This is a genomic window from Agathobaculum sp. (genome assembly GCF_050946325.1).
Lineage (GTDB): Bacteria > Bacillota > Clostridia > Oscillospirales > Butyricicoccaceae > Agathobaculum.
Map to the genome: position 1 here is coordinate 43745 of NZ_JBMNUP010000002.1, position 24308 is coordinate 68052.

Below are 24308 nucleotides of genomic sequence, written 5' to 3' on the forward strand. Positions count from 1 at the left end.
AAAAAGCTGTCATTCTGTGGAATGACAGCTTTTTTTATGGATGATTTAAGTCCCAGTCGATGGGGGAGACGCCGTTTGCCTCCAGAAAAGCGTTGCATTTGGAGAAATGCCTGCATCCGAAAAAGCCGCCCGACGCCGAAAGCGGCGAAGGATGCACGCTTTCCAGCACCAGATGCTGCGGCGCGGTGATGAGGCTCTTTTTGGAGCGCGCGTTGCCGCCCCAAAGCAAAAAGACGATCGGCTGCTCATGCGCGTTGAGTTTTTGAATGACATGGTCGGTAAAGGTGGTCCAGCCGATGTTTTTGTGGCTGTTGGCCTGCCCGCGGCGCACGGTCAGCGTGGTGTTGAGCAGCAGGACCCCGCGCTCCGCCCAGCGGGTCAGGGTGCCGTCCTTCGGCGGCGTGATGCCAAGATCGCTTTGCAGCTCTTTGAAGATATTTTGCAGGCTGGGAGGCGCAGGTACGCCCGGCTGCACGGAAAAGCAAAGTCCGTGCGCCTGCCCCGGGCCGTGGTAGGGGTCCTGTCCGAGGATGACGGCTTTGACATCTGAATAAGAGGTATAGCGCAGAGCGTTGAAGATATTCTCCATTGGCGGATAGATGGTCTGCTCGGCATACTCTTTTTTCAGCCAGTAGCGAAGGCGCCTGTAATATTCCTGCGAAAACTCACCGGCAAGTATTTCGTCCCACTCATTGTTTAACCGTACCATATATCGGCCCTCCCTGTACATGCGTCGTAAACACAGTATAGCATAATGCGCGTAAAAAAGCCATTGACATCTGATAAAGCGTATGATATATTCTAAGTGTATTAAGACTGTTAATACAGATAAGACACAAGGACAATATCAGGAAAGGAGGCGCGCAATGTGATAAAAATTGACTATCGGGACCCGCGGCCGATTTATGAACAGGTGGTGGACGGGATCGAAGAGCTGGCACTGCGTGGGGCTTTGCCGGCAGATACCCAGATCCCCAGTGTGCGGCAGCTTGCGGTGGAACTGTCAATCAATCCGAACACCATCCAGCGCGCGTATGGAGAGCTGGAGCGCCGCGGCGTGATCTACGCCGCAAAAGGACGGGGGAACTTTATTTCAGATAACACGGGGGCGCTGCGCACACGCCGGCTGGAGGAAATCGGCGCACAAATCGGCGTGCTGGCCGGTCAGGCGCGGGCGCTTGGCGCAAGCGAAGCACAGCTGCAGGGCTGGCTGAAAGAGAAAGGAGAGGACAGAGCATGATCACGGCGAATAATGCGACCAAGCGCTTTGGCGGCATCACGGCGGTGGACCATGTGTGCGCCGAGGTGCGCGATGGCTCGGTATACGGGCTGATCGGTTCAAACGGCGCGGGCAAGAGTACGTTTTTGCGGATGCTGGCAGGCATTTTGCTGCCCGATGAAGGTGCGGTGCAGATTGACGGCGCGGACGTGTTTGAGAATACGTCTCTCAAGGAACGCTGCTTTTTTATTTCGGATGAACAGTTTTTCTTCCAGAACAGCACGCCGGCAGAGATGAAAAACTACTACAAGCGCTTTTACCGCCATTTTGACGAAGAACGCTACCGTAAGTTGATGAACGGCTTCGGTTTGGATGAAAACCGCAAGATCCGCACGTTTTCCAAGGGCATGAAAAAGCAGGTGTCGGTCATCTGCGGCGTATGCGCGGGCACGGATTACCTGTTCTGCGATGAAACGTTCGACGGCCTCGATCCGGTCGTGCGGCAAACGGTCAAAAGCCTGTTTGCAGAGGATGTGGAAAGCCGCGGCCTGACGCCGGTCGTCGCTTCGCACAACCTGCGCGAGCTGGAGGATTTTTGCGACCATGTCGGCCTGCTGCACCGCGGCGGCATCCTGTTTTCGCGCGACTTGGAGGAAATGAAGCTGGATATGTTCAAGATGCAGTGTATCTTTACCAGCCCGCTGCCGGAAAACGCGTGGGACGGCATCGACATCATGCATCTGGACCGGCGCGGTTCGCTGTATACGCTGACCGCACGCGGCAGCCGCGAGGCGCTGCTGGCCCGTGTGAACGCGATGGGACCGAGCTTTTGCGAACTGCTCCCGCTGACGCTGGAGGAGATCTTTATCAATGAAACGGAGGTGGCAGGTTATGACATCAAGAAACTGCTCTTCTAAGGGAATGCTGCGCGACAGCACGCGCCGCAGCCTGTGGGCGTTTGTGTTGTCCGGCGTGGGATTTTTCCTGTCCATGCTGCTGCCCACCCTGATGACCATGCAGCACTCGCTGGAGAGACGTGCGACGGAAACGTCGTATGTATCCGCCGAGGCGCTGGAGACCTTTTGGCAGAGCGACCTGGCACAGGTTGCGGAGCTTATCGGCGGGTATAACCCTTTTATCAAGATTGTCTTTATTGTGATGGCGGTTTCGTGCGGCGTGGCGCTGTTTGCCTATCTGCACTCCCGCCAGAAGGTGGATTTTTACCACAGCCTGCCGGTGACGCGCACAAAACTGTTCTTTAACAATTTTGCGACCGGCGTGATCTGCACGCTGACGGGCTATCTGGTGATGTACGGCATCACGCTGGCCTGCGTTTACGCGATGGGCTTTGGCGCGGCGGTGAACTGGAGCGAGATCGGCGCTGCGGTCATCAGCAATGTGATTTTGTTCCTGCTGCTGTATGCGCTCAGTGTGCTGACAACAGTGCTGTGCGGCAACACGGTCATCACCCTGCTGCTGCTTGCGTGGGTGCATCTGTCCCCTGCGCTGGTGCGGCTGCTGTTCAGCGGACTGTGCGGCAAATTCCTGGATACCTTTGTGGAAACCGGCGCGATGGACGGTTTGGGCTATGCTTCGCCGGTGGTGCATTACTTCCTGATTGACGGCATGACCTATCACAATATGCTGACCTATTGGGGTACGGGCGAAAAGGTTTCCGCGCTGCCGCTGCTGGCGGGCTATCTGATCGCGGCGGTGCTGGTGACGGCGCTGGCCTGCCGGCTGTTCCGCATCCGCAAGAGCGAGCGGAGCGGCATGGCGCTGGCCTTTGAGCCGCTCAAGCTGCCGGTTAAGGTATATATGTGCCTGACGGCGGGCGCGGCGTTTGGCATGCTGTTCGAGCTGATTGCGGGAAGCTTCTGGTTCTGGCCGGGGCTGGTCATCGGCACGGTGCTGTTCCACTGGATTGTGGAAATCATCTATGCGATGGACTTCCATGCGATGTTCCATAAGCCCGTGCATTTGGCGGCGATCCTTGTGGTGCTGGTGTGCGGCATGCTGCTGATGAAGTTTGACGTATTCGGCTATGACCGCTGGATGCCCGAGCGGGACGAACTGACCGGCGTGGATCTGGACAGTTCGCGTGCTTCAGTGCTGCTGACCGACGAGGCGAATATCGACGCGGTGTACCGGCTGGCTGAAATTGCGCAGCAGCCCGATATGGAAACCGGAGAGGGCGGCATGACGTACCGAAGCTGCTTTGTTATCTTTGAACGGGGCAGCCGCATAACGATGCGCCGCTATGTATTGCCCGAAACCGAGGAAGTAGTCGGCCTGGTGGACAGCATCTACTGTTCGGAAGAATATAAGCAGAAGCGCTGGCCGCTGTTCCTGTATGAGACCGGCGAAACGGAAAACGGCGCGCCGCGGCTGGATTTTTACACGAATGCGAGCGGGTACCGCTCTGTGTATGAGCTGTGGGACGCCGCGCAGATTGAGCAGATCGTGCGGACGCTGCAGGAAGAATCGCTGACCCGCGCGGAGGACAGCAGGGTTGTCATGCGGATCGCGATGCACCACGAAAAACAGAACGGCAGTCACAACTATGAGGGAGACACCTATGTGACCGACCAGGACGTGAAGACGCTGGCACTGATCGAACAGTTTACCGGTGTGCGCCCGCAGCCGCTGACGGCGGATATGCTGGAAACGACCCATATTGAGTACTTTAAGCAGCTGGACGAAGACAACGGCGAGTGGGTATCCGTGGAAGTGACCGACAAGGCCGATGTGGAAGCGCTGCTGAAGGATGCGGTTTCCCGCGATATGCTGGATAACGGCCGTATGCTGGAGATCAGCGGTCTCTACTTTGCGGAGGATCAGGCCGAGAATAAAGAAGTATATGTGCAGACGATCGACGGGGAACAGTGGGAGCTGTTCTATCCGCAGGGCAAATACCCCGCCGCGGTGGTAGAAAAATACCGTCCAGAGGGAACGTCGTCCAACGGTCCCTTCGTGGAGGCGGCGGCATGAAAAAACGCGATGTATGCGGTGTACTGCTCCTGTTCGTCTACCTGATGGGCGTGGGGATGCTGACAGGGCCGTCGCTCGTGCAGCTTTTGCTCGGGCGGCTGCCCGCGCCCAAAATGGAGCTGATCCCGTTTGTGGATATGATTAAAGTGGTGACCGACCCGCAGTCCCCCGGGTTGGGGCCGCTGGCCAATCTGGCAGGCAATGTGGTGATGTTTGTGCCGCTGGGGCTGCTGCTGCCGCTGTTCTGGCGGTGGTTCGGCAGCGCAAAGCGCACGGTGCTGTTTGGACTGGGTCTGTCGGTCAGTATTGAGCTGATTCAGCTCGTCTCGGGCGGCGTAACATCGGTGGATGACCTGATTTTGAACACCATAGGCGCGGCGGCCGGCTTTGCACTGGCGCGGCTTGCGCTGCGGGCATGGCCACGCCTGGCGCCGCGGCGTCAGGGGCGGGGCGAGTGGGCCTATCCGCTGGCCTGCTGGTGCGCGGTGATCGCGCTGGCTACCGTGACCGACCTGTTGGTGTTCGGCGGGCTGTAAGGAGGCTGGCGGTATGGTACCGGATGCGCATGTGACGCAGCTCGGCCTGTGGCAATCCTTGTGGGAGCTGATGTGGCTGAAACCGGCGCTGCTGTGGGGCATTGTGCCGATCGCTGCGCTGCTGCTCTGGGTATTTCGCAGGGATAAAAGCGTTCCCCGTATCAAGACCACAATTTTGTCGCTGCTGCTGTATGATTATCTGTGTGTGGCGCTGACCAATATCATCGGCATGCCCACGTTGGCAGAATGGCGCAGACTGCTGCGGCTTGGAGAGGCGGTTTTCAATCCCAATGTGAACTGGATCCCGCTGCGCGATGGGATCAGCCTGAGCCTGCTGCTGAATGTTCTGCTGTTTATCCCGTTTGGCTTTTTGTGTCCGTGGATCAGCAAAACGTTTGGACGGGCGCGGAACATTTGCATGGCGGGGCTGGGGCTGTCGCTGCTGATTGAGCTGATGCAGTTGTTTACCCTGTACCGCGCAACGGATATTGACGATATCCTGACGAATGGGATGGGTACGCTGATAGGATATGCAGGTTTTCGCCTGCTGGAAAAATTACGGCTGGTAAAGGCCTCGGGCGGGGCCGGTACGGCGTGGCTGCCCGGTGCGGCCGCGGCGACGGCGCTGATTCTGGGCTTTTGGAGCTGAATGAAAACAGCGTGACAAGGTCACGCGCAGCAAACGGACTGTGTGAAATGTGCGGAATGCGTGGGGCGTTCCGCAAACGGCGGCGGTCCGCACGGCTGCTGATTGGATGCTGCTTCCGCATGGAAGGAGCCGGATGGAGAGATAGATTGTCAAAAAAGCGCGGCTGCGGCCGCGCTTTTTTGGCGCTTTTTGTTTGCGGCAGGTGCGCCCCATTGCTTGACAAGCTGGGCGCGGTGTTTTAAAATTGAAGATGAGTTAGCCTAAGCAAACAAGAGCGGGGGAAACACAATGAAAACGCTGAACAATTTGCGCCCGGGAGAGACCGGCATCGTCGACCGTATCACGGCCGACGGAGCGCTCAAACGGCACTTTCTGGATATGGGGATTACAAAAGGGGTGGCGATCACGATGGAGCGTATTGCGCCCTTTGGGGACCCGATTGCTGTGCGTCTGCGGGGGTACAGCCTGTCGCTGCGCCGGCAGGAAGCGAAAAAAATTGTGCTGGAGGCGGCAGGATGAGCAGAAACAGAACGGTTGCCATCATTGGCAACCCCAACAGCGGCAAGACCACGCTGTTTAACCGGCTGACCGGCGCAAACCAGCACGTCGGCAACTGGCCGGGCGTGACGGTGGACCGCAAAACCGGCCATATCTGTCATGACGGCATCGGCGTGGACATCGTCGACCTGCCGGGCATTTATTCGCTGTCGCCGTATACGCAGGAGGAAATCATTGCGCGTGAGTTTGTGCTGTCAGACGAGCTGGACGGCATTCTGAATATTGTGGACGCGGCCAATATTGAGCGCAACCTGTACCTGACCTTGCAGCTGATTTCGCTCGGCCTGCCGATGGTGATTGCGCTGGGTTTCATGGATGATGTGCGCGCGCAGGGGATTGAAATTGACTGTGCGGTGCTGTCCGAGCGCCTGGGCGTTCCGGTCGTGCCTATTTCAGCTAAAAAGGGCGAGAATATGCACGATTTGCTCGACCAGATCGCGCACGGCATGCGTGCGCCCGCGCGTCAGCCGACCTATCTGCATGGCGTGGGCGCGGCGATTCGCCGTGCGGCCGATCTGCTTGCGCCGCTGCCGCTGCGCGGGTGCAGTTTGCCGTTTTATGCGGCCAAGCTGCTGGAAGGAGATAAGGAGCTGTGGTCGCGCTACGGCGGGGATATGCCGCGCGGCATGCGCGAGGAACTGGACGCGCTGGCAGAGGGCATGCACAGCCACGCCAATTCGACGGATAATGAAATGGTGCTGGCTGACGCGCTGTATGATTACATTGAGGAGGTCGTGCGCGCGGCCTATAAACGTCCCAAAGTCCGCAAGATGACCGTGACCGAACGGATTGACAGCATTGTGCTCAACCGTGTGTGGGCGCTGCCGATTTTTGCGGTATTCATGTTTCTGATGTTCTGGTGTACCTTCGGCCCCATCGGCAGCTTTTTTGGGGACGGAATGGAATATCTGCTGCAGGAGGTGCTGTCCCCCGCGGTGAGCGGCGCACTGGCCGCGGCAGGCGCGCAGCCGTGGCTGACAGGCCTGCTGTGCGACGGTGTGATCGGCGGCGTGGGCGGCGTGCTCAGCTTTTTGCCGCAGATTGTAATTTTGTTTTTCTTCCTGTCCGTTTTGGAGGATACGGGCTATCTGGCGCGCGTGGCCTTTATTATGGATACGCTGCTGCGCCGCATTGGCCTGTCGGGCAAGTCGTTCGTGCCCATGCTGATGGGCTTTGGCTGCACCACGCCGGCAGTGATGGCTGCCCGCACGATGGAGAACGATTCTGACCGCCGCATGACCATTATGCTGACGCCGTTCATGTCCTGCGGGGCCAAGCTGCCGGTGTATGCGCTGGTGGCGGGCGCGCTTTTCCGTGAGAAAGCGGGCCTGGTTGTCATCAGCCTGTATGTGCTTGGCATTGTCATGGGCATTATCGCCGGTTTTATCCTGAAGAAAACCGTGTTCCGCGACGTATCTTCGGGATTTGTGCTGGAATTGCCTGCATACCGCATGCCTTCATTCAAGGGCACGGTGCTGAACATGTGGCAGAAGGCCAAGGATTTCATCACCAAGGCCGGTACGATCATCTTTTTGATGAGCGTGGTGATCTGGCTGCTGCAAAACTTCACGCCCACGCTGGCGGTTGCACAGACCAGTTCGGAGAGCATTCTCGGCGTGATCGGCACGTTTATCGCGCCTGTGTTCAAGCCGCTGGGATTTTCCGGCTGGGAGCAGTCGGTAGCGCTGTTGACCGGACTGGTTGCCAAGGAAGCGGTTGTCTCCACGATGAGCGTGCTGTATGGCGCGGGCGGGGACAGCGCGCTGCTGTCCAGCCTGCTGGGCACGGTTTTTACGCCGCTGTCCGGCTATTCTTTCCTGGTGTTCACGCTGTTGTACATGCCCTGCATGTCGGCGTTCGCTACCATCAAGCGGGAGATGGGCGGCTGGCGCTGGGCGCTGGGCGCGGCTGCGTTTCAGACGGTGCTGGCCTATCTGGCTGCGCTTGCGGTGTACCGGATCGGCAGCCTGCTGATGCTGCTATAGGGGAAGGGGGAAATATACCGTGGCTATCAAGTTGATTGCGGCTGATCTGGACGGCACGCTGCTGACCAGCCAGCGGCGTTTTCCGTCCGGCCTGTTTTCCCTGATCGGGCAGCTCAGGCAGCGGGGCGTTCGTTTTGCGCCGGCGTCCGGCCGGCAGTATTACAACCTGTGGGAGCTGTTTGCCCCTATTTCAGAAGAGCTGGTTTATATCAGCGAAAACGGCGCGATGGTGTGCGACGGCGCGGAAATTCTGTCCTTTGACGCAATGCCGCAGGACGAGGTGGTGCGCGTGGTGCAAACGGCGCGGGAGCTCGCGGGTGTTTCCGTCATTCTGGCCTGTCGGGACGGCGGCTTTTACGAAAATAAGACGGACGGCGTTTTTTTGGAAAACATGGCGTTTTTCTATGCGCGCCGCCGGTATACGCCTGACTTGCTGGCCGTTGCGCGCAATGAGCCGGTGTGTAAAGTTGCGCTGTTCTGCTCACGCCATGCGGAGGACAGGGTGCTGCCTGTGTTTCGCGCGTTTGAAAAAACCTCGCAGGTTGCGCTGTCCGGCGCAGACTGGATTGATCTGATGCGCCCGGGCATGAATAAAGGCGTCGCCATCGGTGCGCTGTGTCAGAGCATGGGCATTTCGCCCGATGAGTGCATGGCCTTTGGCGATTATCTGAACGATTTGGAGCTTCTGCAATCGGTTGGCCAGTCCTATGCAATGGAAAACGGACATGACGCGCTGAAAGCAGCAGCCAAATATATTGCGCCTTCCAATGATGAGGACGGCGTGTGTCGGACAATTCGGCGTGTTTTTGGTATTGACAAGCCGTAAAAGCATGATACAATAAGAACCAGAAAAAGCAGAGTAGACCACAATGCGTAAAGTGCCGCTGAGACGGGGAGTTGTTCGGCGGACGAAAGGGCGTTTTCCCTGCGGTATTGTGATCGCATCCCGCTGCTGCAACTGTTTAGGCATTTCCTAAATCGCTGTGGCAACAGATGAATTTTTTAGGAGGTGTCTTTTTCTATGTCCAAAAACTCCAATATCTTTGTCCGCTCCCTGAAAGAGCTCAAATCCACCCGCTGCCTGGCCCTGACGGCGCTGCTGATTTCCATCAACATCGCGCTTGACCTGATGGGCCTGCAAATCAAGCTGCCGCCCAATCTGCGCATCGGTTTTGGCTTTTTGTGCAACGCAGCGATCGGCATGCTGTTTGGCCCTGTGGTGGGCATGATGGCCGGTGTGTGTACCGATGTGCTGGGCTATTTCGCCGGCAATCTGACCATGGGCGCCTACTTTCCCGGTTTTACGCTGACGGCGGTCGTCGGCGGCCTGCTGTGGGGACTGTGGCTGTATCCGCGCAAGCTGTCCGTCGGGCGGGCGATTGGCGCCAAGCTGTGCATCAACGTGATCTGCAATATCGGTATGAACACCCTGTGGCTGACCATGACCGGCGGCAAGGCGATGAGCGCGCTGCTGGCACTGCGGATTCCGAAAAACCTGCTGATTTTGCCGGCAGAGGTTGTGATTTTGTATTTTGCAATGAAAATGGTGCTGCGTTTTTACAAGATGCTGCCCAGCACGCAGAACGGAGAGTGCGCTGCAACGGATCAGGCGTCCTGAAAAAAGAACACCCCCGAGCTTTGGCTCGGGGGTGTTGTTTATATCTGGGTTTGCTGCGCCTGCCGCAGCTCGGGCGCGAAGGTCAGCCATTTGGTGCCGTGGAAGCGGCCGACAAAGCAGATTGCCCGGCAAATCCAGTCTGCAACCATGGCAATCCAGATGCCGATGGCACCCAGCTGAAACTGTACTGCAAGAACATAGCCGCAGCCAATGCGGAGAATGGCCATGGAAGCGATGGCACAGATCATGGGATAGCGCACATCGTTTGCCGCGCGCAGCGCGTTGGCCAGCGTGAAGGAAATGGGCCAAAGCACGATAGCGCAGAGGCAGTGAATGTAAACCAGCAGCGAGGCGAGGGAACGCGCCTCCGGCGACAACGTATAGGCGCGCAGAATGAGGGGGCAGAACAGGAAAACAAACAGGCAGGTGCAGCCCATGATGGCATAGGTGATTTTCGTCAGCTTTTTGGCCATGCGGCGGGCCTGTTCTGCGTCTCCCGCGCCGACGCACTGCCCGATGACTGTAATCATCGCCAGATTGATGGCCTGGCCGGGCAGAATACTGATGCCGTCCAGATTGTTCGCAACGGCATTGGCTGCAATCTGCGCGGTGCCGAACTGCGCGATGATGCTGACAACCAGCACACGGCCAAGCTGAAACAGGCTGTTTTCCAAACTGTTCGGGATGCCGACCGAGAGAATGCGGCCGATGAGCCCGCGGTCGGGGCGAAACGGCGCGCCGCGCCGGAGCGAGACGATGTGGCCGGGATTGAACAGCAAAACGGTGATGACAACCGCGGCAATCAGGCGGGAAATCAGAGAGGCGATTGCGGCGCCTGCAACGCCCTTGTGCAGGCCGTAAATCATGATGGCGTTGCCGCTGACGTTGACAACGTTGATCAGTGCGGAAATCAGCATGGAAATGCGCGAGTTTCCCTGCGCGCGGAACAGGGACGCGCCTGCATTATAGATAGCCAGGGCGGGAAAAGAAAGAATGCTGATGGTAAAATAGGTCAGCGCGCTTTCCATCACGGCATCTTCGATGGAGCCGAAAAGCAGACGGAGAATGGGCGCGCGAAAGACCATCAGCAGAGAGGAAACCGCCAGCGAAATGATGGTGACAACGAAATAAAGCTGCTTGGCAGAAGTGCAGGCACGCTCGCGGTCCTTTGAGCCGAGAAGCTGCGCGGCGACAACCGCGCCGCCTGTGCCGAGCGCGGCGAAAAGGTTGATAAACAGCAGGTTTATCATGTCAACCAGCGAAACGCCGGACATGGCGGCTTCGCCGACCGAGGAGACCATAATGGTGTCCATCAGGCCGATGGTATAGGCAAGAAGCTGCTCCAGAACAAGCGGCCAGATCAGCTTTTTCAGGTCCGCATTGGAGAACAGATCTTTTTTCATAATAGAAGAGGGCCTTCTTTCCTGGTTTAAAGAATCATACGATAGGCCGAAATTAAACGGTCAAGCGTCCAGGCGGCATTGGCCGGACTGGTGGAGGGAAGCTGTATGACAGGAACGCGCGTGACGGGCTCAACCAGACGGCGGTACAGCTCGGCTGCCTTGCCGCCGGTGGCAAAGATGCGTTCAATCCGGCTTTCGCGCAGCAGGCGGCCGATATCGTTGGGTACGGCGTTGCGGATGCTGGCGTCGGACGCGCCCGCAATATCGCAGCGGGCGATTACATCCCAAAGCGCAATGTGGTGGCGCAGGCACATGTCCCGCTTTTGCGCAACCGTCTGCGGCAAATCTTCCTGCAGCACGGCGGCCAGCACGGGCCAGAACCGGTTTTGCGGATGACCATAGAAAAACTTTGCCTCGCGCGATTTGGGGCTGGGCAGAGAGCCAAGCAGCAGTACGCGGGACTGCGCGTCATACAGCGGGGGAATGTTGTGGGTTATGGTTTCGGTTTTCATGCGTCCTCCTCAATAACGGACAGAAAAGCGCGGAACGCGCTGGGCAGCGCGTAATCCGTGCGCAGCGCGGCCGGCGTGACAAAGGTCAGCTCATCCGGCGGAGCGGAAAGCTCGACATAATAGCCGGTCATGTGCCATTCGACATGCGTGAAAATATGTTTGGCGGGGCGGAGCGACAGCAGTTTACCGGTTTGCCAGCCGCGGGATGCCAGGGTGGTGCGAACAGCATCGGGAGAAAGGCTGCCGTCCAATGAGGGCAGTTCCCAAAGCCCTGCCAGCAAACCGCTGTCCGGCCGGCGGGACAACCCTACCAGCTCGCCATACCGCGGCAGCAATACGGTGCGGCGCTCCAGCCGCCGTGCCTTTTTGGGCGCGCGGATGGGGAGCAGGGCGGCATGCCCGCGATGAAACCCTATGCACAGGTGCTGCACAGGGCAGCCTTCGCACAGCGGCGCGCCGTTTGGCAGGCAGACGGTGGCGCCGAGTTCCATCAGCGCCTGGTTGAAATCCCCAGGGCGGTCTGCCGGCATGCACTCACAAAAAAGACTGCGCGTTTCCTTTTTGAATTTTGGTTCGGAAATTGAGGTAAAATCATCATTTAAGCGGGCTGAAACGCGAAGAACGTTTCCGTCTACTGCGGGAACAGGCAGACCGAACGCAATGGATGCGATGGCGCCGGCGGTATAATCGCCGATGCCGGGCAGCGCGAGCAGCCGGTCATAATCGGCAGGCAGCGCGCCGCCGTACGCATCACAGACCAGGACGGCCGCCTTGTGCAGATTGCGGACGCGGCTGTAATAGCCGAGCCCTTCCCAAAGTTTGAGATAAACGGATTCCTCTGCTTCTGCCAGCGCGCGGATGGTGGGAAGCGTGTCCATCCAGCGGGTGAAATACCCGCGGACGGCTTCAACCCGTGTTTGCTGCAGCATGATTTCGCTCACCCAGACGCGGTAAGGCGTCGGGTTGGTACGCCATGGCAGGTCACGGCGCACATCGTCGTACCATTCGAGGAGCGGCGTACAGAGCGCCTTGCCGACGCCGCTCAATGCTTCATATCGTCCAGCGTCTGGCCGGTATAAAACATGGTGAAGGTGGCGTCTGCGATGTGGTGCCCGATATTGTCAAACACTTCAACCATATAGACTGCCGTAGCGCGGCCGCGCTTGCGTTCATAAGCGGTAGCGGTCAGCAGACGGCCGGGGTGGCCGGGACGGTAATAGTGAATGTTGCTGTCCAGCGTGACGGCAACAAGCCCGTGGGAAGCGGCGGCTGAACCGGCAGCAATATCACACAGCGTAAAGATCGTGCCGCCATGCGCCATGCCGAGGGGGTTGAGCAGTTCGTCGGTCAACTCCACTTCAACGGTTGCGCCGCCGTCCTTGTCCAGCGTGACAACATGCATGTGCATCAGCTTGTTCAGCCCGTTGGCGTCCTGCCGGTACTTCAGAATCTGTTCAATGGTCATATTTGAACTCCTTTTCATAAATAAGGTGCGGAAAAAACAGCCGCACCCAGGATATTTTTTAACATATTTATTATATAGATGGGGCGCGCTGCCGTCAAGCATATGCAAATCCGTTTTGCGCAGTCCCATAGGGCGAAAGCATGAAGAGAATGAAGAAATTCCCCAATATATAGTTGCAGGGGCAGAAGATTGCAACAAAATGGGGTGAAAAAGGACAAAAATAAGGAGAGAAAAAGAAAAAAGAAGGAAGAAAACGTAGTTTTAAGCACTTTACAAACAGTAATACACAGAGTATAATAGGGATGAGTTTATGACGGGGTAATGATGTTATGCCAAGTGATTTTTCTCGCACGCTTGCGCTGCTGCGAAAAGAAAAGAAAATAAGCCAGCGCACAGCGGCGGGCGATCTGGGCGTATCACAGGCCCTCCTCAGCCATTATGAGAATGGTCTGCGGGAGCCGGGCTTGTCTTTTGTGGTACGCGCAGCGGATTACTATGGCGTATCGTGCGATTATCTGCTGGGCCGCTCAATGGCAAGGGATGGTTCTGCTGTCCCTTCCGAACGGATGGAGCAGCATGGCGAGGCGTCGCAGATGCAGCAGCAGGTAGCGCAGGCCGCAGCCCTTCTGCTTGAGCTGGCGGAGCAGACCGGAAGCCGGCAGCTTCCGCGGGAGATGAGCGCATATTTGTCGACCGTTATTTACAAAGCGTATCGCTATGTGTACATGGCAGACCCGGATGGTGTGGAAGCTGTGTTCCGTACACCGCGGGAGCAGTTTGAATATTTGTGTGACGCGCAGATAAAGGAGCAGGAGCTTCGGATTCGCGCTGCGGCAAGCGGTGCGGAAGGGTTTGGCATTCAGGCGGAAGAACTGCACAGCGGTATGCTTTCGCCGGATGAAATCAGCAAACGGTATCCGGAACGGGCCGGCGCATTTTTAACAGTATTGCAGCAGGTTTCTGATGCAATCGATACGCTGGGAAAAAATATGCAGACAGTACAATATAAATGAAAAAAACTGTTGACATATTGCGGTGTATTGTGTTAAAATAAATAACGTCGCTGAGGGGCAGACAAAACCTGTGAAAAATGCTGGTGTAGCTCAGTTGGTAGAGCAGCTGATTTGTAATCAGCAGGTCGGGGGTTCAAGTCCGTCCACCAGCTCCACCATCTCGGCATAGAGATACAATAGAATATGGGAGGTTTCCCGAGTGGCCAAAGGGAACAGACTGTAAATCTGTCGTCTATGACTTCGGTGGTTCGAATCCACCACCTCCCACCAGTTACAAAAAGCACTCAATTTTGAGTGCTTTTTGCTTTTATACCAAAATATTGTTATGATAAACCTCTGTTTTGGTTTTTTATATTTATTTCCATAACACCCTAAATGCCCCCGAAAAATCCGGTAAAATGGGTCATTTTTGGGTCATGGATTTGACCCTCAATATGCTGCTTTATGGGCTGCACTGCGGTGATCCCATCGGTTATGCGGATATCTACAACCCGTACTGGAAAAGCCACTTGTACGGCTTCGGCAGGCTTGGCAGCGGCGGGAAATAAGCTGGTTAAAAAGAAAAAAGTGTGTTACAGGAAACAAGATTGATATTAACAACATTTCAGCACATAGATAAAGCGCCCGCCGTTCACAGCATAGGCTGTGAGCGGCGGGCGCACGGTTTGTTCTCAAAAAGGGAGGGAGATCAGCCCTCTGACATAAATCGTCATATGTGCTCTGAAAAACTTCAATACTGATTGCTTTTTGCACGGGTATTGAATAGCGAAGATATAATCAGCTACTCTTCGTCAAATTATAGTAAAAATATGAATCCTGTAATTGGGCAACTTGATAATTAGAAATATCAGTAGTCTTATACTTATTTTCGTCAAGAGCCACGGGAGACCACACGAAATGGAGTTCATATCCGTCCATTAAGCAGGAAGCCGCAACAGGTATGGGTTTACCTTTATCGTAAGAGAACCCCAGCTTTCCTGCTTGATTAGCAATATAATACTGTTCACCAGTCTTTTTAACAGATGCTATCGAGATACAGGGTTCCAGTTGAGAATAGCTTACAAAACAATAAAATTCGTCCAAGGATAAATCGACCACAACTTGATTGTACTCAGAAAGATATTCATGGACTGCTTGGATAGACTGGAAAGCCTTCTCATCGTTCTCTGTTGCAGTATTCGACTCTGGCAAAGGCGGGCTGTCTACGCTAATGTGCCTACCGCAACCAATCAATGTACTACTTAAGATAAGTATTGCCAAAACAAGTTTCCACATTTTACAGCTTTTCATAGATTTCTCCCTGCCTTATCTCTGATTTAATCGACAATCAGCTGGTACAATCCATCACAAAAAGAGTTGGCAATAACCGGATCGTATACAGTGAGTGAAGAACTGCTGCTTACAGAACCACCTGATAATGTTTGAATTCGACCAAAAGAAGTCTTAATCCTCGGTGTAAATTGAATATATCCGATCTTTCCATCAGGTACGTCGTAGTTATAAGAAACTGAAGTGTTATTCGTACTGGATGCAGCGGCTCCAAGGGTAACGGATACTGCGTTCGCAATCGAAGCACTAACACCTGCTGAGTAGGTTCTCGTAAAGGTACAGGATTCTGCGTAATTAAGTACAGCAGGCCCCATAACATCAGGCGTTACCTTTTTTCTCATGCTGTAATTATAGCCAGTAGATGTCGAATCGACAACATATCTATAGGCGCTTGCTCTGGCTGGGGCAGATTCAACCGGACTTTCGTCTGTTACGCAGGCATCAAAAGTTTTAGTATCTTCTGATGCAAGCAATTGTTCCGCTTCCTCATTGGAGATTAAACGGGGAATACCATTCTCAATTAAAATGGCTGTGTGCTCGTCAAGTGTAAGTGGTGTGGGATCATCAGCGGCAAAGGCCGTAGTGGCTGAAAAACATGTAAAAGTGAACATCATAGCTACAAAGAAATGTATAAACTTTTTCATCGTAATCCCTCCATATTTCAAACGTATAGTTGCTGTTCATGAGGTTGATTAGTATGAATTGCATTTTTATCGAACACATACTTGCATCGGCCTATAAAATACGATATACTGCCTATATCCACATGAATCCGGTACACCGCTAATGCGGTGAGGTGTCCAGCCTTTCGGTTTTATGTGGATTTTTTAATGCAATCATAGGCATCATCCTTAATCATTTCCTTATCGCTTAAAGGTCAATCCAATATGGATCAACCTAATATCCACGTGTTTCATTCCAACGGCGGTACTGCTGCTTGCCGTTGTAGATGCGGTACTTGTATACGATCACATCGGCACACGGCGCAATCGTGCTTTCGCCGGTGCTTTGGCTGATGGCCATTGGCGGAATATCTGCCGCAAATGCAGTAGGAACGGCAGTTGCCATAATGGCCGCTGCCCCCAATGCACACAGAAGACGCTTTTTCATGGCCGTTCACTCCTTCATAATTTTTAATCCAGTTTGCTGATAAAAAACAGCATCTTCTTCTGTCAATTTAATCGGCTGTTCATTTTGAATACACAGCCAATATTCCCCCACATGATCTTGCTTGATATATGCTGTGCTGCTGTCAAAATCTATCGCACCCGGTTCGGTGCTGCTTGGTGCTTCAAACTTCGGCTGCGGCAGAACTGCATAGGACGCAATCATCAGTACGGCAAATACACTGGCAAAAGCGGCACTGGCTGCGCGGTTGTGCGGCTTTGCAGTGTATGTCATGACTGTTTCAAACCGTTCACGGATCGCGGCGTCGGCGTCAGACCGAAACAGAGCAGTTGCTGCAAAGGGCAGATGCCGTTCGCTGCGCGGCTGCTTCATTAAGGTAAGAATCGTTCGCAGATACGCGGCTCGTTCCTTGGCGTTCAGCATACGCGCAACAGATAGGTCGCATTTGATCTCCAGTGTTTGCTCCAAATCTTTTTGAAGCAGGTAAACCACAGGATTCCACCAGAAAACCATGCAGAACAGTGTAACCAGCAGTTTAACAACAGTGTCGTGATTGAGAAAATGCGTGTACTCATGCAGCAGAACATACCGCAACTCATCTTCGGTGTAGTCTCCGGCCGGCAGCATGATATACTTGCGCAGCACCCCTATGCCGAACGCTGATTCAATATGATTGGCGGTGCAGCCATGCACCTTGATCCTGCGTCCGGTCTGCCCCTGCACCTGCTCCAGCAGGGCGGTGGTTCGCTCGTCCCATGGCTCGGCATAATGCGTTACACTGTATATCGCCTTACGGTATTGCCGCACATAGCGGAACAGCAATTCACAAAATCCCAGCAGCCACAGAAAACACAGCAATATAAGCAGCGGCCTGTTTGCAAAGTCCTGCATGAGCAGACTGTAAATGCGCGGATAAATAACGCTGTCAGCCGCAATGAGCGTATAGGGAAGCTCTATTGGCAGGAATAGCCGCACGGCACAGAACAGATATAGCATTACCATGGACAGCACGCCGAAGTGCTGTTTGAACCGCGTGTGCCGCAGCAGGTAGATTGCTACGATCAGCAAACTGCTCCATAACAGCGCTGACAAAAATGAAAAAATAGTTATTGTCATATCATTTATCCGTACTCTTTTCCTCAATCTGTGTTTCGTACTCTTCTACCATCTTTTCCAGTTCCGCAATCAGTTTTGCGTCCTGCTCCGGTGTACTCTGCTTGGAATTTTTCTTAAACAGAGCGACGGCGATCCGGGCAAACAGTGCATTGTTTACACCCTGTTCTGCCAGCATATTCGCAAGAAATTCATCTTTGGACAGGCACGGGACGAATTGATGCGACCGGTAAAATCTGTCCTGCAGGATGCCATCGGCTTTGATAAGCCCTTTTTTGACAAGCTGCTTTACAATCTTGTCAACATAATTGGGCCTCCAGTCGGCTTCCGTGATTTTATCCGCAAGCTGTGCCACGGTCAGCGGTGTGTTTTCTTGCCACAGCGTATTCAGCAGGATTTCTTCTGAATTGGAAAGACTGTATTTTCTCATCAAAATCACCTCCTTGCATGTCCACCTAATAGGTGAATTTCTTGGGAACAGCATAACCACATATCAGGTGATTGTCAATAGGCATTGTGAAAAATTGGGAGAAGGCATAAAATTGAAAACTATTTATTGTAAAAAATGCTTATAAAAATGTCGAAAAATATTAACGAATGATATTGCATCTGCTACACCCGTTCAAAAGAAAATTGCGTGTACAAAGCGAACACCGGTACAGGGCTGTGATGCTCTGTACCGGTGTTTTTTTGCCGTTAACGCTCCAATACCGGCTGATCCAAAGCCTTGTCCGTTCGTAAGACTCCAGGCTGAGTCCTTGCAAAGCCAAGTTGGATATTTGGATGCAGCAAGGTAGCTTTCATGGTGCAGTGCTGCTGGAGCGGCTGTGGGTTCTGGGGTATGACGGCGGGAGGAGCGCCCTGAAAGAATATGCGCATCCGTACTGACCGGCAAGGCTCCCTTACAGATGCTGCCAACAGAAGAACTGCGTCTATTACCTGCTCAGAAGCTTAGTACGCTGCTTTCGCGGCCCAGGCGGAAAATGTCATCCTGCTGGGCTGCTGGGCGGGCAAAATGCACCTTGCTGCCCCAAACGGCCCAATAATATCCTCCGTGCGCCGGACGGATACCTCTGTCCAGTACATCTCAATGAGAGTCTCTTCTACGCCGCCTTGCACAACTCTTTGATTTGCTCCCTGAGTGCTTCCTTGTTAAGCTGTACAATCGTTTCGGGCATGGTTTACAGGGCCCTTTCAGAATGGTGTGTCATTCTGCCGGCGCTCTGCAAGCCATGGCTCTTTTTTGCCTGCGTTTCAATTTGCGAAACTTATTGTACCGTATCGTTCGCAAAACAGAATGAGCGATACTTGGTTTGAATGACCGAGTATCGCTCATTTTCAACGTGTGAAACATCGCAGGCCCTGATACGCTACAATAGGACAGACGATAGTTTTTACATTTATACGGAAAAGAAACGATTACAGGCATGCGATTTGCAGTCCGCGCAGAATCTTGCACGACGCATGGTAAAACAGCTGTCGCTGGAGAAAGCGGAACGGGCAGGGGGGATGGAGCTGGAAGTTTCCCTCAAAGAAAAATTATTGGCCAACATGAATCAGGAGTTTTTGGAATGGAGAATTGTGGCAAAGGCTGTGGGATACCCGCAGAGTTCTGAAAGCATTTGCTCCGATATAAAATACTCGCCAAGAAAGTAAATAGTGCGAAAAGGACGATGAAGAAAAGTAATATAAATTTGAAAGTAGGAAAAATATGAAATTATGTGAAAAAATAGAATGGGAAGGGAAACATTACGCCTTCTTTCAAAACACGCAATGTGAATATTTTCCCTGCCATGCAACGGAACGTATTGATGAGTTTAACTGCCTGTTTTGCTATTGTCCATTATATACTATGGGTAAAAATTGTGGAGGGAACTGGACTATTCTGGAGAATGGTGTGAAAGATTGTTCTGCCTGTATTATGCCGCACCGTCGTGCAAACTATGGTCTTATTACAGAAAAACTTGCTGCGTCAAAGAAGTGATATAGAACAGTGAAAAAAGCGTTTGCACTGTCTATGCACTGATGCAAGCGCTTTTTGGTGCGCAGGAGGGATAGGCCTACTGGCGGTTTACGTCTGGTTGTTTCCTCTTATGTGCAGCTAATATGCAGGCGCGGAACTTGGAATAAGCTATATGTTGTTTAGCTCTGTTGGCTTCAAACACCTTTTTGCAGCTGCGCGGACGGAACCGCAGCAGGTCACACAGCGTAGACTGAGACAGAACGACTAACCTGCGAAAGGGAGGAACAAATGGCGAACAAGATATTTATCGGGGTCGGTCATGGCGGCGCAGACCCGGGCGCACGGGCCAATGGGCTGGTTGAAAAGGACGTTAATCTGGCGGTGGCGCTTGCAATGCGCGATGTGCTGGTGCGGCATGGCGTTGCGGTACGCATGAGCCGCACAACAGATAAAGACGATACGGTGCAGCAGGAAGTGGCGGAATGCAATGCCTATCAGCCGGATTACGCGGTTGAGGTACACAGCAACGCAGGCGGCGGCACGGGCTTTGAGGCCTATACCTATCCGGGCAGTGCGCGTGCGGTGGCGCTTGCGCGGAACATTGAGCGGCAGGTGATGGCCCTGGGACAAACCAGCCGCGGCGTCAAGCAAACATCGCGGTTTTACTGGCTGCGCAAGACAACCGCACCGGCAGTATTGTGCGAGGGCTTTTTCCTGGACGGAGCGGATCATCAGAAATTCCGGACGCCAGAGCAGCAGCAGGCGCTCGGTACCGCCTATGCCAGGGGTGTTCTGCAAACGCTGGGCATTGCATGGCAGCAGGATGCACCGGCGGCAGAAAAACGGTATGCAACAGTTGACGAACTGCCGGCGGATCTGCGGCCGGCAATTCAGGCGCTGGTGGACAGTGGTGCGCTGCGCGGTGTTGGGGGAAGCAGGGGCCTGGACCTGACCTATGATATGGCGCGTATGCTGGTGGTGAGCAAACGGTATACAGATATCGAAGCAGCGACCATGCGGCCGGCAGCCCAGCCGCCCGACCAATGAGAAAAGCGTCCATCCTTCCGGATGGGCGCTTTATTTGTTATTCGCCGCAGGGAGAAAGAAAAAGGGGTTGGAGCTGACTTCCTGAAAGCGCTGCAGAAATGGTTTCGGGCAGCAGCGCCATATCCGCCACAAGAGAACGCGGCTTGGCGTGCGGCGCATCCTGTCGCAGGGGAACAAAATAATAGTGTCGGCGATTGAGCAGCAGACCGAGGTTGGGCGCGCTGCCGGAAAGCGCGTCGTTGGTTGAAACGGCCAATACGACGGGCCGGTCTCCGCGCAAATGGCTCTTGACTGCCATGGTAACCGGCGTATCGGTTATGCCGTGTGCCAGTTTGGCCAGCGTGTTGCCGGTACAGGGCGCAACCACAAGCACATCAAACATTGCCTTGGGGCCGATAGGCTCGGCGGCCTGGATGGTGTCAATGGGGGTGCGGCCGGTCAGAGTTTGCAGCTTGCTGCGCCACTCGACGGCATCGCCAAAGCGGGTGTCCAGCGAGCCGGCATGAAACGACAGGATAGGCGTGACCTCGCAGCCAAGGCTGACGAGCGCCTCCGCCGCCTTCATTGCGCGGGCAAAAGTGCAGAATGAACCGGTCAGAGCGAAACCGACGCGGACGGACAGATTCATAAAATTCCCTCCTCCTGCAAAATAGAGAGCGCCGTTTTGTGGATTGCCTGTGCGGCAGACAGCGGCGCGACGCGCCCGGGCAGGGACAGCGCATGCAAAATCCGGCAGCCGGACGGGACCGTGGCATCGGGGGAAATGCCGCCCGGCATGGAAGCGAGATCAATAATCAGGCACCCGTCTGAAAGGTCGGCCAGCTCGGCTGCACCGAGTACAGGGGCAGGAACGGTGTTGAAAATCAGGGAAAAACCGGTCAGCTGTCCGGCCAGACTGCGCGTATCAAGCGCTGTTAAGCCGGCGGTTTCGATGCGTGCAAAATCGCGCGGCGAGCGGGCCGACACCTGCACCATTGCGCCGAGCGCCCGCAGCTTGCCGGCGAGCAGCGCACCGATGCGGCCGTACCCGATGACCAGGCAGCGTGCGCCCTGCAGCGTGCAGGGCGTTTGCTCCATAGCAAGCTGGATGGCACCCTCGCAAGTAGGGATTTTGTTGGCGATGCGGACATTTTTATGGAATGGTGCGCAATTGTAAAATATCGTATTGCGTGTACAGAGGAAACCGTGTAAAATAGAAGGAGAAATTGTATATTTTGGCGCAGAAAGGGGAAATGCTGCGCTTGCGTCAAAACAGGAAGTGCGTGGGACGGCAAAAGGGCAATGCCTGAAAACAAAGGGATAAAGAGGGATATGATTTGATTGCAATACAACTGCTGGGCGGTTTAGGACTTTTTATCGCCGGCATGAACATGATGAGCCGCGGCATTGAAAAGGTTGCGGGCAACAAACTGCGCGGTATTTTGAAAGCGTTCACCAAAACGCGGCTGCTTGGCCTGCTGGTCGGGCTGTTTTTTACAGCGGTTATTCAGTCGTCCAGTGCGGCGACGGTGATGGTGGTCAGTTTTGTAAACTCCGGCCTGATGACATTGAGTGAGGCGTGCGGCATCATCCTTGGCGCGAACATCGGCACAACTGTGACTGCATTGCTGGTTGCGGTGCGCCTGAGTACGGTTGCGCCTATTTTTGTGTTTGCCGGTGCGGTGATGGTGAATTTTATCAAAACGCCGGTTGTGCGCAAGTCGGGTGAAATTGTGCTGGGCTTTGGCGTACTGTTTGTTGGCATCAGCACCATGTCAACGGCGATGGCAGCGCTGCGCGAAATGCCGGAGGTCATTGACCTGCTTGGTATTTTTGCCAATCCTTTTCTGGGTGTGCTGCTTGGGCTGGTCATTACGTCCGTGGTGCAGAGCTCGTCCGTTACGGTCAGTATTCTGGTTGTGATGGCCGCGCAGGGCCTGGTCGATTTGCATTTGTGCATGTTTGTCATTCTGGGATGTAATATCGGCGCCTGCACTTCAGCGGTGCTGGCGTCGCTGTCCGGCAATAAAAATTCCAAGCGCGCCGCGCTGATTCACCTGCTGTTCAATATATACGGCACAATTTTGATGTTCGTTCTTCTTCTGCTGTTCCCTGTGCAGATTGAGAATATCATTCGCTTTTTCAGCGGGCACGGAACGGATGCAGGCTCCCTTGGCCGCAGCATCGCGTGGGCGCATGTATTGTTCAAGGTCTTCCAGGTGGCGGTGTTCTATCCGTTTATGAACATGATTGTCAAATGTACTTATGCGCTGGTGCGGGGCGAAGACGAAACGCCGGCAGAAGAACCGTTTACGCTGCGTTATATCGGCGCCAGCCGGCTGCCCAATCCTGCGGTTGCCATTCTGGTGGCTGTGCAGGAGATGGAGCGCATGGCGCATATGGCGTTTGACAATCTGAACCTGGCGGTGGAGTGCCTTGTAACAAACGATGCGGAAGGCTGCCGCCATGTGTTTGAGACGGAAAAATATATTGATTTTCTGGATGAAAAAATCAGCGATTATCTGGTTAAGATCAACCAAAATACGCTGCCGATTGCCGACGCCAACCGGATTGCGGCGTATTTCCATGTGGTGAGTGATATTGAACGCATTGGCGACCATGCGGAGAGCATTGTGGAGCTGGTGCCCGAACTTTATGAAGACGGCATCCAGTGGTCGGAGGACAGCGTCAATGAATTGCGCACGATGATGACGGCGGTCAACCGGATTTTGGATGAATCGCTTACCATGTTCCTGACGGGTGACAAGACCCATATGCAGGAGATTTCCGATTTGGAGAATATGATCGATCAGATGGAGCGCAGCCTGCAATCGCAGCATATTCTGCGGCTGAGCGAAGGAAAATGCAGCGCGCAGGCAGGCATCTATTTTTCGGATGTGGTTTCCGGCCTGGAACGTGTGGGCGACCATGCCATTAACATCGCGTTTTCGCTGGTAGAGGCAGAGCAGCGTTAAATAAGCAAAAAGCAGCTGCTGAAAAAGGCCTGTCCGCTTTGGCGGACAGGCCTTTTCGTTTCATCGGGCAGAGGCAGGCCTGTTCTGCGTGCGGAGGACGGCACATAGGATTGCAGGGGAGGCGATAACAATGAAGTGCAGCAATGCATTGGAAGAACGGGTAAGGCGCGGGCTGATTCGCGCGCTGTATGCGCAGGGGCTGATTAGCGAAGCGGTTTTCCGCGCCCTGCTTGGCGGCTGAAATGAAAAAACTGCGGGTAGCGGCCTACTGCCGCGTTTCAACCGATCAGAGCGATCAACTGCATTCGCTGGCGGCACAGAAACGTTTTTTTACCGATTATATTGCAGCGCGGCCTGACTGGATATTTGCCGGAATCTGGGCAGATGAGGGGGTGAGCGGTACTTCAACCAGCAGACGGACGCAGTTTTGCGCGCTGATGACAGCGGCAGAAAACGGCGCGCTGGACCTGATTTTAACCAAAGAAGTATCCCGTTTTGCACGCAATACAGTGGATACCCTGAACTGTACGCGGCAGCTCAGCGCATGGGGCGTGGGCGTGCTGTTTCTGAATGATAACATTGATACGCGGGCAGGGGAGGGAGAGTTTCGCCTGACCATTATGGCGAGCGTGGCGCAGGAGGAAAGCCGCCGGACCTCGGAACGGGTCAAGTGGGGACAGCGCCGCTCCATGGAGCGCGGCGTGGTGTTCGGCGCAGATACGCTGTATGGATACCGGCTGCACGGCGGCGTTTTGACTGTGTGTGCAGAGCAGGCCGAGGTGGTGCGGCAGGTCTATCAGCTGTTTTTAGAGGAGGGGAGGGGGA

28 protein-coding genes, 2 tRNA genes and 1 riboswitch are annotated in these 24308 nt (G+C 54.6%); of the genes, 18 read left to right on the plus strand and 12 right to left on the minus strand.

Annotated features, from left to right (window positions below):
* Positions 1-34 precede the first annotated feature (34 nt).
* The gene (locus ACOYIE_RS00555; protein WP_433409861.1) at positions 35-709 is read right to left on the minus strand and encodes a uracil-DNA glycosylase; all 675 of its coding nucleotides are present in this window, start codon (positions 707-709) and stop codon (positions 35-37) included.
* A 159-nt stretch (positions 710-868) separates the two neighbouring features.
* Here ACOYIE_RS00555 and ACOYIE_RS00560 point away from each other — a divergent pair, with 159 nt between their 5' ends.
* The 9 genes from ACOYIE_RS00560 to ACOYIE_RS00600 all read left to right on the plus strand — a co-directional run bounded on the left by ACOYIE_RS00560 (position 869) and on the right by ACOYIE_RS00600 (position 9556).
* Positions 869-1240, plus strand: a complete 372-nt coding sequence (locus ACOYIE_RS00560; RefSeq protein WP_433409863.1) for a GntR family transcriptional regulator — start codon at positions 869-871, stop codon at positions 1238-1240.
* A complete protein-coding gene (locus ACOYIE_RS00565) occupies positions 1237-2136 on the plus strand; it encodes an ABC transporter ATP-binding protein (RefSeq protein WP_433409864.1) in 900 nt (299 codons plus the stop codon). Before ACOYIE_RS00560 ends, ACOYIE_RS00565 begins: the two co-directional genes overlap by 4 nt.
* The gene (locus ACOYIE_RS00570) at positions 2111-4210 is read left to right on the plus strand and encodes a hypothetical protein (protein ID WP_433409866.1); all 2100 of its coding nucleotides are present in this window, start codon (positions 2111-2113) and stop codon (positions 4208-4210) included. The genes ACOYIE_RS00565 and ACOYIE_RS00570 overlap by 26 nt, the downstream gene beginning before the upstream one ends.
* Positions 4207-4746: a VanZ family protein gene (locus ACOYIE_RS00575; protein ID WP_433409867.1), complete on the plus strand. Its 540-nt coding sequence runs from the start codon at positions 4207-4209 to the stop codon at positions 4744-4746. Before ACOYIE_RS00570 ends, ACOYIE_RS00575 begins: the two co-directional genes overlap by 4 nt.
* Before the next feature lie 13 nt (positions 4747-4759).
* Positions 4760-5395, plus strand: coding sequence for a VanZ family protein (locus ACOYIE_RS00580; protein ID WP_433409869.1), 636 nt, complete (start codon positions 4760-4762; stop codon positions 5393-5395).
* A 288-nt stretch (positions 5396-5683) separates the two neighbouring features.
* Positions 5684-5914, plus strand: coding sequence for a FeoA family protein (locus ACOYIE_RS00585; protein WP_433409871.1), 231 nt, complete (start codon positions 5684-5686; stop codon positions 5912-5914).
* Positions 5911-7938, plus strand: a complete 2028-nt coding sequence (feoB, locus tag ACOYIE_RS00590; RefSeq protein ID WP_433409872.1) for a ferrous iron transport protein B — start codon at positions 5911-5913, stop codon at positions 7936-7938. The genes ACOYIE_RS00585 and feoB overlap by 4 nt, the downstream gene beginning before the upstream one ends.
* A 19-nt stretch (positions 7939-7957) precedes the next feature.
* On the plus strand, positions 7958-8764 hold the full coding sequence (locus ACOYIE_RS00595) for a Cof-type HAD-IIB family hydrolase (RefSeq protein ID WP_433409874.1): 807 nt from the start codon (positions 7958-7960) through the stop codon (positions 8762-8764).
* 27 nt (positions 8765-8791) lie between these two features.
* A riboswitch (THF riboswitch) is annotated at positions 8792-8892 on the plus strand.
* A 67-nt stretch (positions 8893-8959) separates the two neighbouring features.
* Complete coding sequence (locus ACOYIE_RS00600; protein WP_433409875.1) at positions 8960-9556, plus strand: folate family ECF transporter S component; 597 nt, start codon at positions 8960-8962, stop codon at positions 9554-9556.
* A 38-nt stretch (positions 9557-9594) separates the two neighbouring features.
* On the opposite strand, the gene ACOYIE_RS00605 is transcribed toward ACOYIE_RS00600, so the two are convergent.
* From ACOYIE_RS00605 to ACOYIE_RS00620, 4 genes are read right to left on the minus strand one after another with little or no spacing between them, the layout of a single operon-like run.
* Positions 9595-10959: an MATE family efflux transporter gene (locus ACOYIE_RS00605; protein WP_433409876.1), complete on the minus strand. Its 1365-nt coding sequence runs from the start codon at positions 10957-10959 to the stop codon at positions 9595-9597.
* A 26-nt stretch (positions 10960-10985) separates the two neighbouring features.
* The gene (locus ACOYIE_RS00610) at positions 10986-11471 is read right to left on the minus strand and encodes a DNA-deoxyinosine glycosylase (RefSeq protein ID WP_433409878.1); all 486 of its coding nucleotides are present in this window, start codon (positions 11469-11471) and stop codon (positions 10986-10988) included.
* Positions 11468-12517, minus strand: a complete 1050-nt coding sequence (mutY, locus tag ACOYIE_RS00615; RefSeq protein WP_433409880.1) for an A/G-specific adenine glycosylase — start codon at positions 12515-12517, stop codon at positions 11468-11470. Before mutY ends, ACOYIE_RS00610 begins: the two co-directional genes overlap by 4 nt.
* A complete protein-coding gene (locus ACOYIE_RS00620) occupies positions 12514-12936 on the minus strand; it encodes a PaaI family thioesterase (RefSeq protein WP_433409882.1) in 423 nt (140 codons plus the stop codon). The genes mutY and ACOYIE_RS00620 overlap by 4 nt, the downstream gene beginning before the upstream one ends.
* A 329-nt stretch (positions 12937-13265) precedes the next feature.
* Here ACOYIE_RS00620 and ACOYIE_RS00625 point away from each other — a divergent pair, with 329 nt between their 5' ends.
* The 4 genes from ACOYIE_RS00625 (at position 13266) to ACOYIE_RS00640 (ending at position 14497) form a co-directional block, all read left to right on the plus strand.
* Complete coding sequence (locus ACOYIE_RS00625; RefSeq protein ID WP_433409884.1) at positions 13266-13949, plus strand: helix-turn-helix domain-containing protein; 684 nt, start codon at positions 13266-13268, stop codon at positions 13947-13949.
* Between the two features lie 79 nt (positions 13950-14028).
* Positions 14029-14104: transfer RNA gene (locus ACOYIE_RS00630), tRNA-Thr, on the plus strand.
* Between the two features lie 30 nt (positions 14105-14134).
* Positions 14135-14219: transfer RNA gene (locus ACOYIE_RS00635), tRNA-Tyr, on the plus strand.
* 128 nt (positions 14220-14347) lie between these two features.
* The gene (locus ACOYIE_RS00640; RefSeq protein ID WP_433409886.1) at positions 14348-14497 is read left to right on the plus strand and encodes a hypothetical protein; all 150 of its coding nucleotides are present in this window, start codon (positions 14348-14350) and stop codon (positions 14495-14497) included.
* A 229-nt stretch (positions 14498-14726) separates the two neighbouring features.
* Here ACOYIE_RS00640 and ACOYIE_RS00645 read toward each other — a convergent pair whose 3' ends face one another.
* The 5 genes from ACOYIE_RS00645 to ACOYIE_RS00665 form a co-directional block, all read right to left on the minus strand.
* The gene (locus tag ACOYIE_RS00645; protein WP_433409888.1) at positions 14727-15239 is read right to left on the minus strand and encodes a hypothetical protein; all 513 of its coding nucleotides are present in this window, start codon (positions 15237-15239) and stop codon (positions 14727-14729) included.
* Between the two features lie 26 nt (positions 15240-15265).
* On the minus strand, positions 15266-15922 hold the full coding sequence (locus ACOYIE_RS00650; protein WP_433409889.1) for a hypothetical protein: 657 nt from the start codon (positions 15920-15922) through the stop codon (positions 15266-15268).
* A gap of 253 nt (positions 15923-16175) precedes the next feature.
* A complete protein-coding gene (locus ACOYIE_RS00655) occupies positions 16176-16388 on the minus strand; it encodes a hypothetical protein (RefSeq protein ID WP_433409891.1) in 213 nt (70 codons plus the stop codon).
* Between the two features lie 6 nt (positions 16389-16394).
* Positions 16395-17522 (minus strand): M56 family metallopeptidase, encoded by a 1128-nt coding sequence (locus tag ACOYIE_RS00660; RefSeq protein WP_433409892.1) that lies wholly within the window; start codon positions 17520-17522, stop codon positions 16395-16397.
* 1 nt (position 17523) lies between these two features.
* Entirely contained in the window at positions 17524-17949 is a 426-nt protein-coding gene (locus ACOYIE_RS00665; RefSeq protein ID WP_433409894.1) for a BlaI/MecI/CopY family transcriptional regulator, read from the minus strand.
* Positions 17950-18836: 887 nt separating this feature from the next.
* Here ACOYIE_RS00665 and ACOYIE_RS00670 point away from each other — a divergent pair.
* From ACOYIE_RS00670 to ACOYIE_RS00680, 3 genes are all read left to right on the plus strand, one after another.
* Positions 18837-19175, plus strand: a complete 339-nt coding sequence (locus tag ACOYIE_RS00670) for a hypothetical protein (RefSeq protein ID WP_433409896.1) — start codon at positions 18837-18839, stop codon at positions 19173-19175.
* Positions 19176-19230: 55 nt separating this feature from the next.
* The gene (locus ACOYIE_RS00675) at positions 19231-19503 is read left to right on the plus strand and encodes a cysteine-rich small domain-containing protein (protein WP_433409897.1); all 273 of its coding nucleotides are present in this window, start codon (positions 19231-19233) and stop codon (positions 19501-19503) included.
* Positions 19504-19770: 267 nt separating this feature from the next.
* The gene (locus ACOYIE_RS00680) at positions 19771-20529 is read left to right on the plus strand and encodes an N-acetylmuramoyl-L-alanine amidase (protein WP_433409898.1); all 759 of its coding nucleotides are present in this window, start codon (positions 19771-19773) and stop codon (positions 20527-20529) included.
* A 37-nt stretch (positions 20530-20566) separates the two neighbouring features.
* Here ACOYIE_RS00680 and ACOYIE_RS00685 read toward each other — a convergent pair whose 3' ends face one another.
* Both ACOYIE_RS00685 and ACOYIE_RS00690 read right to left on the minus strand, forming a co-directional pair.
* Entirely contained in the window at positions 20567-21157 is a 591-nt protein-coding gene (locus ACOYIE_RS00685; RefSeq protein WP_433409899.1) for a dipicolinate synthase subunit B, read from the minus strand.
* The gene (locus ACOYIE_RS00690) at positions 21154-21606 is read right to left on the minus strand and encodes an NAD(P)-dependent oxidoreductase (RefSeq protein ID WP_433409901.1); all 453 of its coding nucleotides are present in this window, start codon (positions 21604-21606) and stop codon (positions 21154-21156) included. The genes ACOYIE_RS00685 and ACOYIE_RS00690 overlap by 4 nt, the downstream gene beginning before the upstream one ends.
* Positions 21607-21845: 239 nt before the next feature.
* Between ACOYIE_RS00690 and ACOYIE_RS00695 the strand changes: the two genes are divergently transcribed.
* Together ACOYIE_RS00695 and ACOYIE_RS00700 are read left to right on the plus strand one after the other, a co-directional pair.
* Positions 21846-23483 carry a Na/Pi cotransporter family protein gene (locus ACOYIE_RS00695; RefSeq protein ID WP_433409903.1) on the plus strand — a complete coding sequence of 546 codons (1638 nt, stop codon included), beginning with the start codon at positions 21846-21848 and terminating at the stop codon, positions 23481-23483.
* Between the two features lie 242 nt (positions 23484-23725).
* Positions 23726-24308, plus strand: a 583-nt coding sequence (locus tag ACOYIE_RS00700) for a recombinase family protein (RefSeq protein ID WP_433409905.1), incomplete at its 3' end; no start/stop codon positions are given.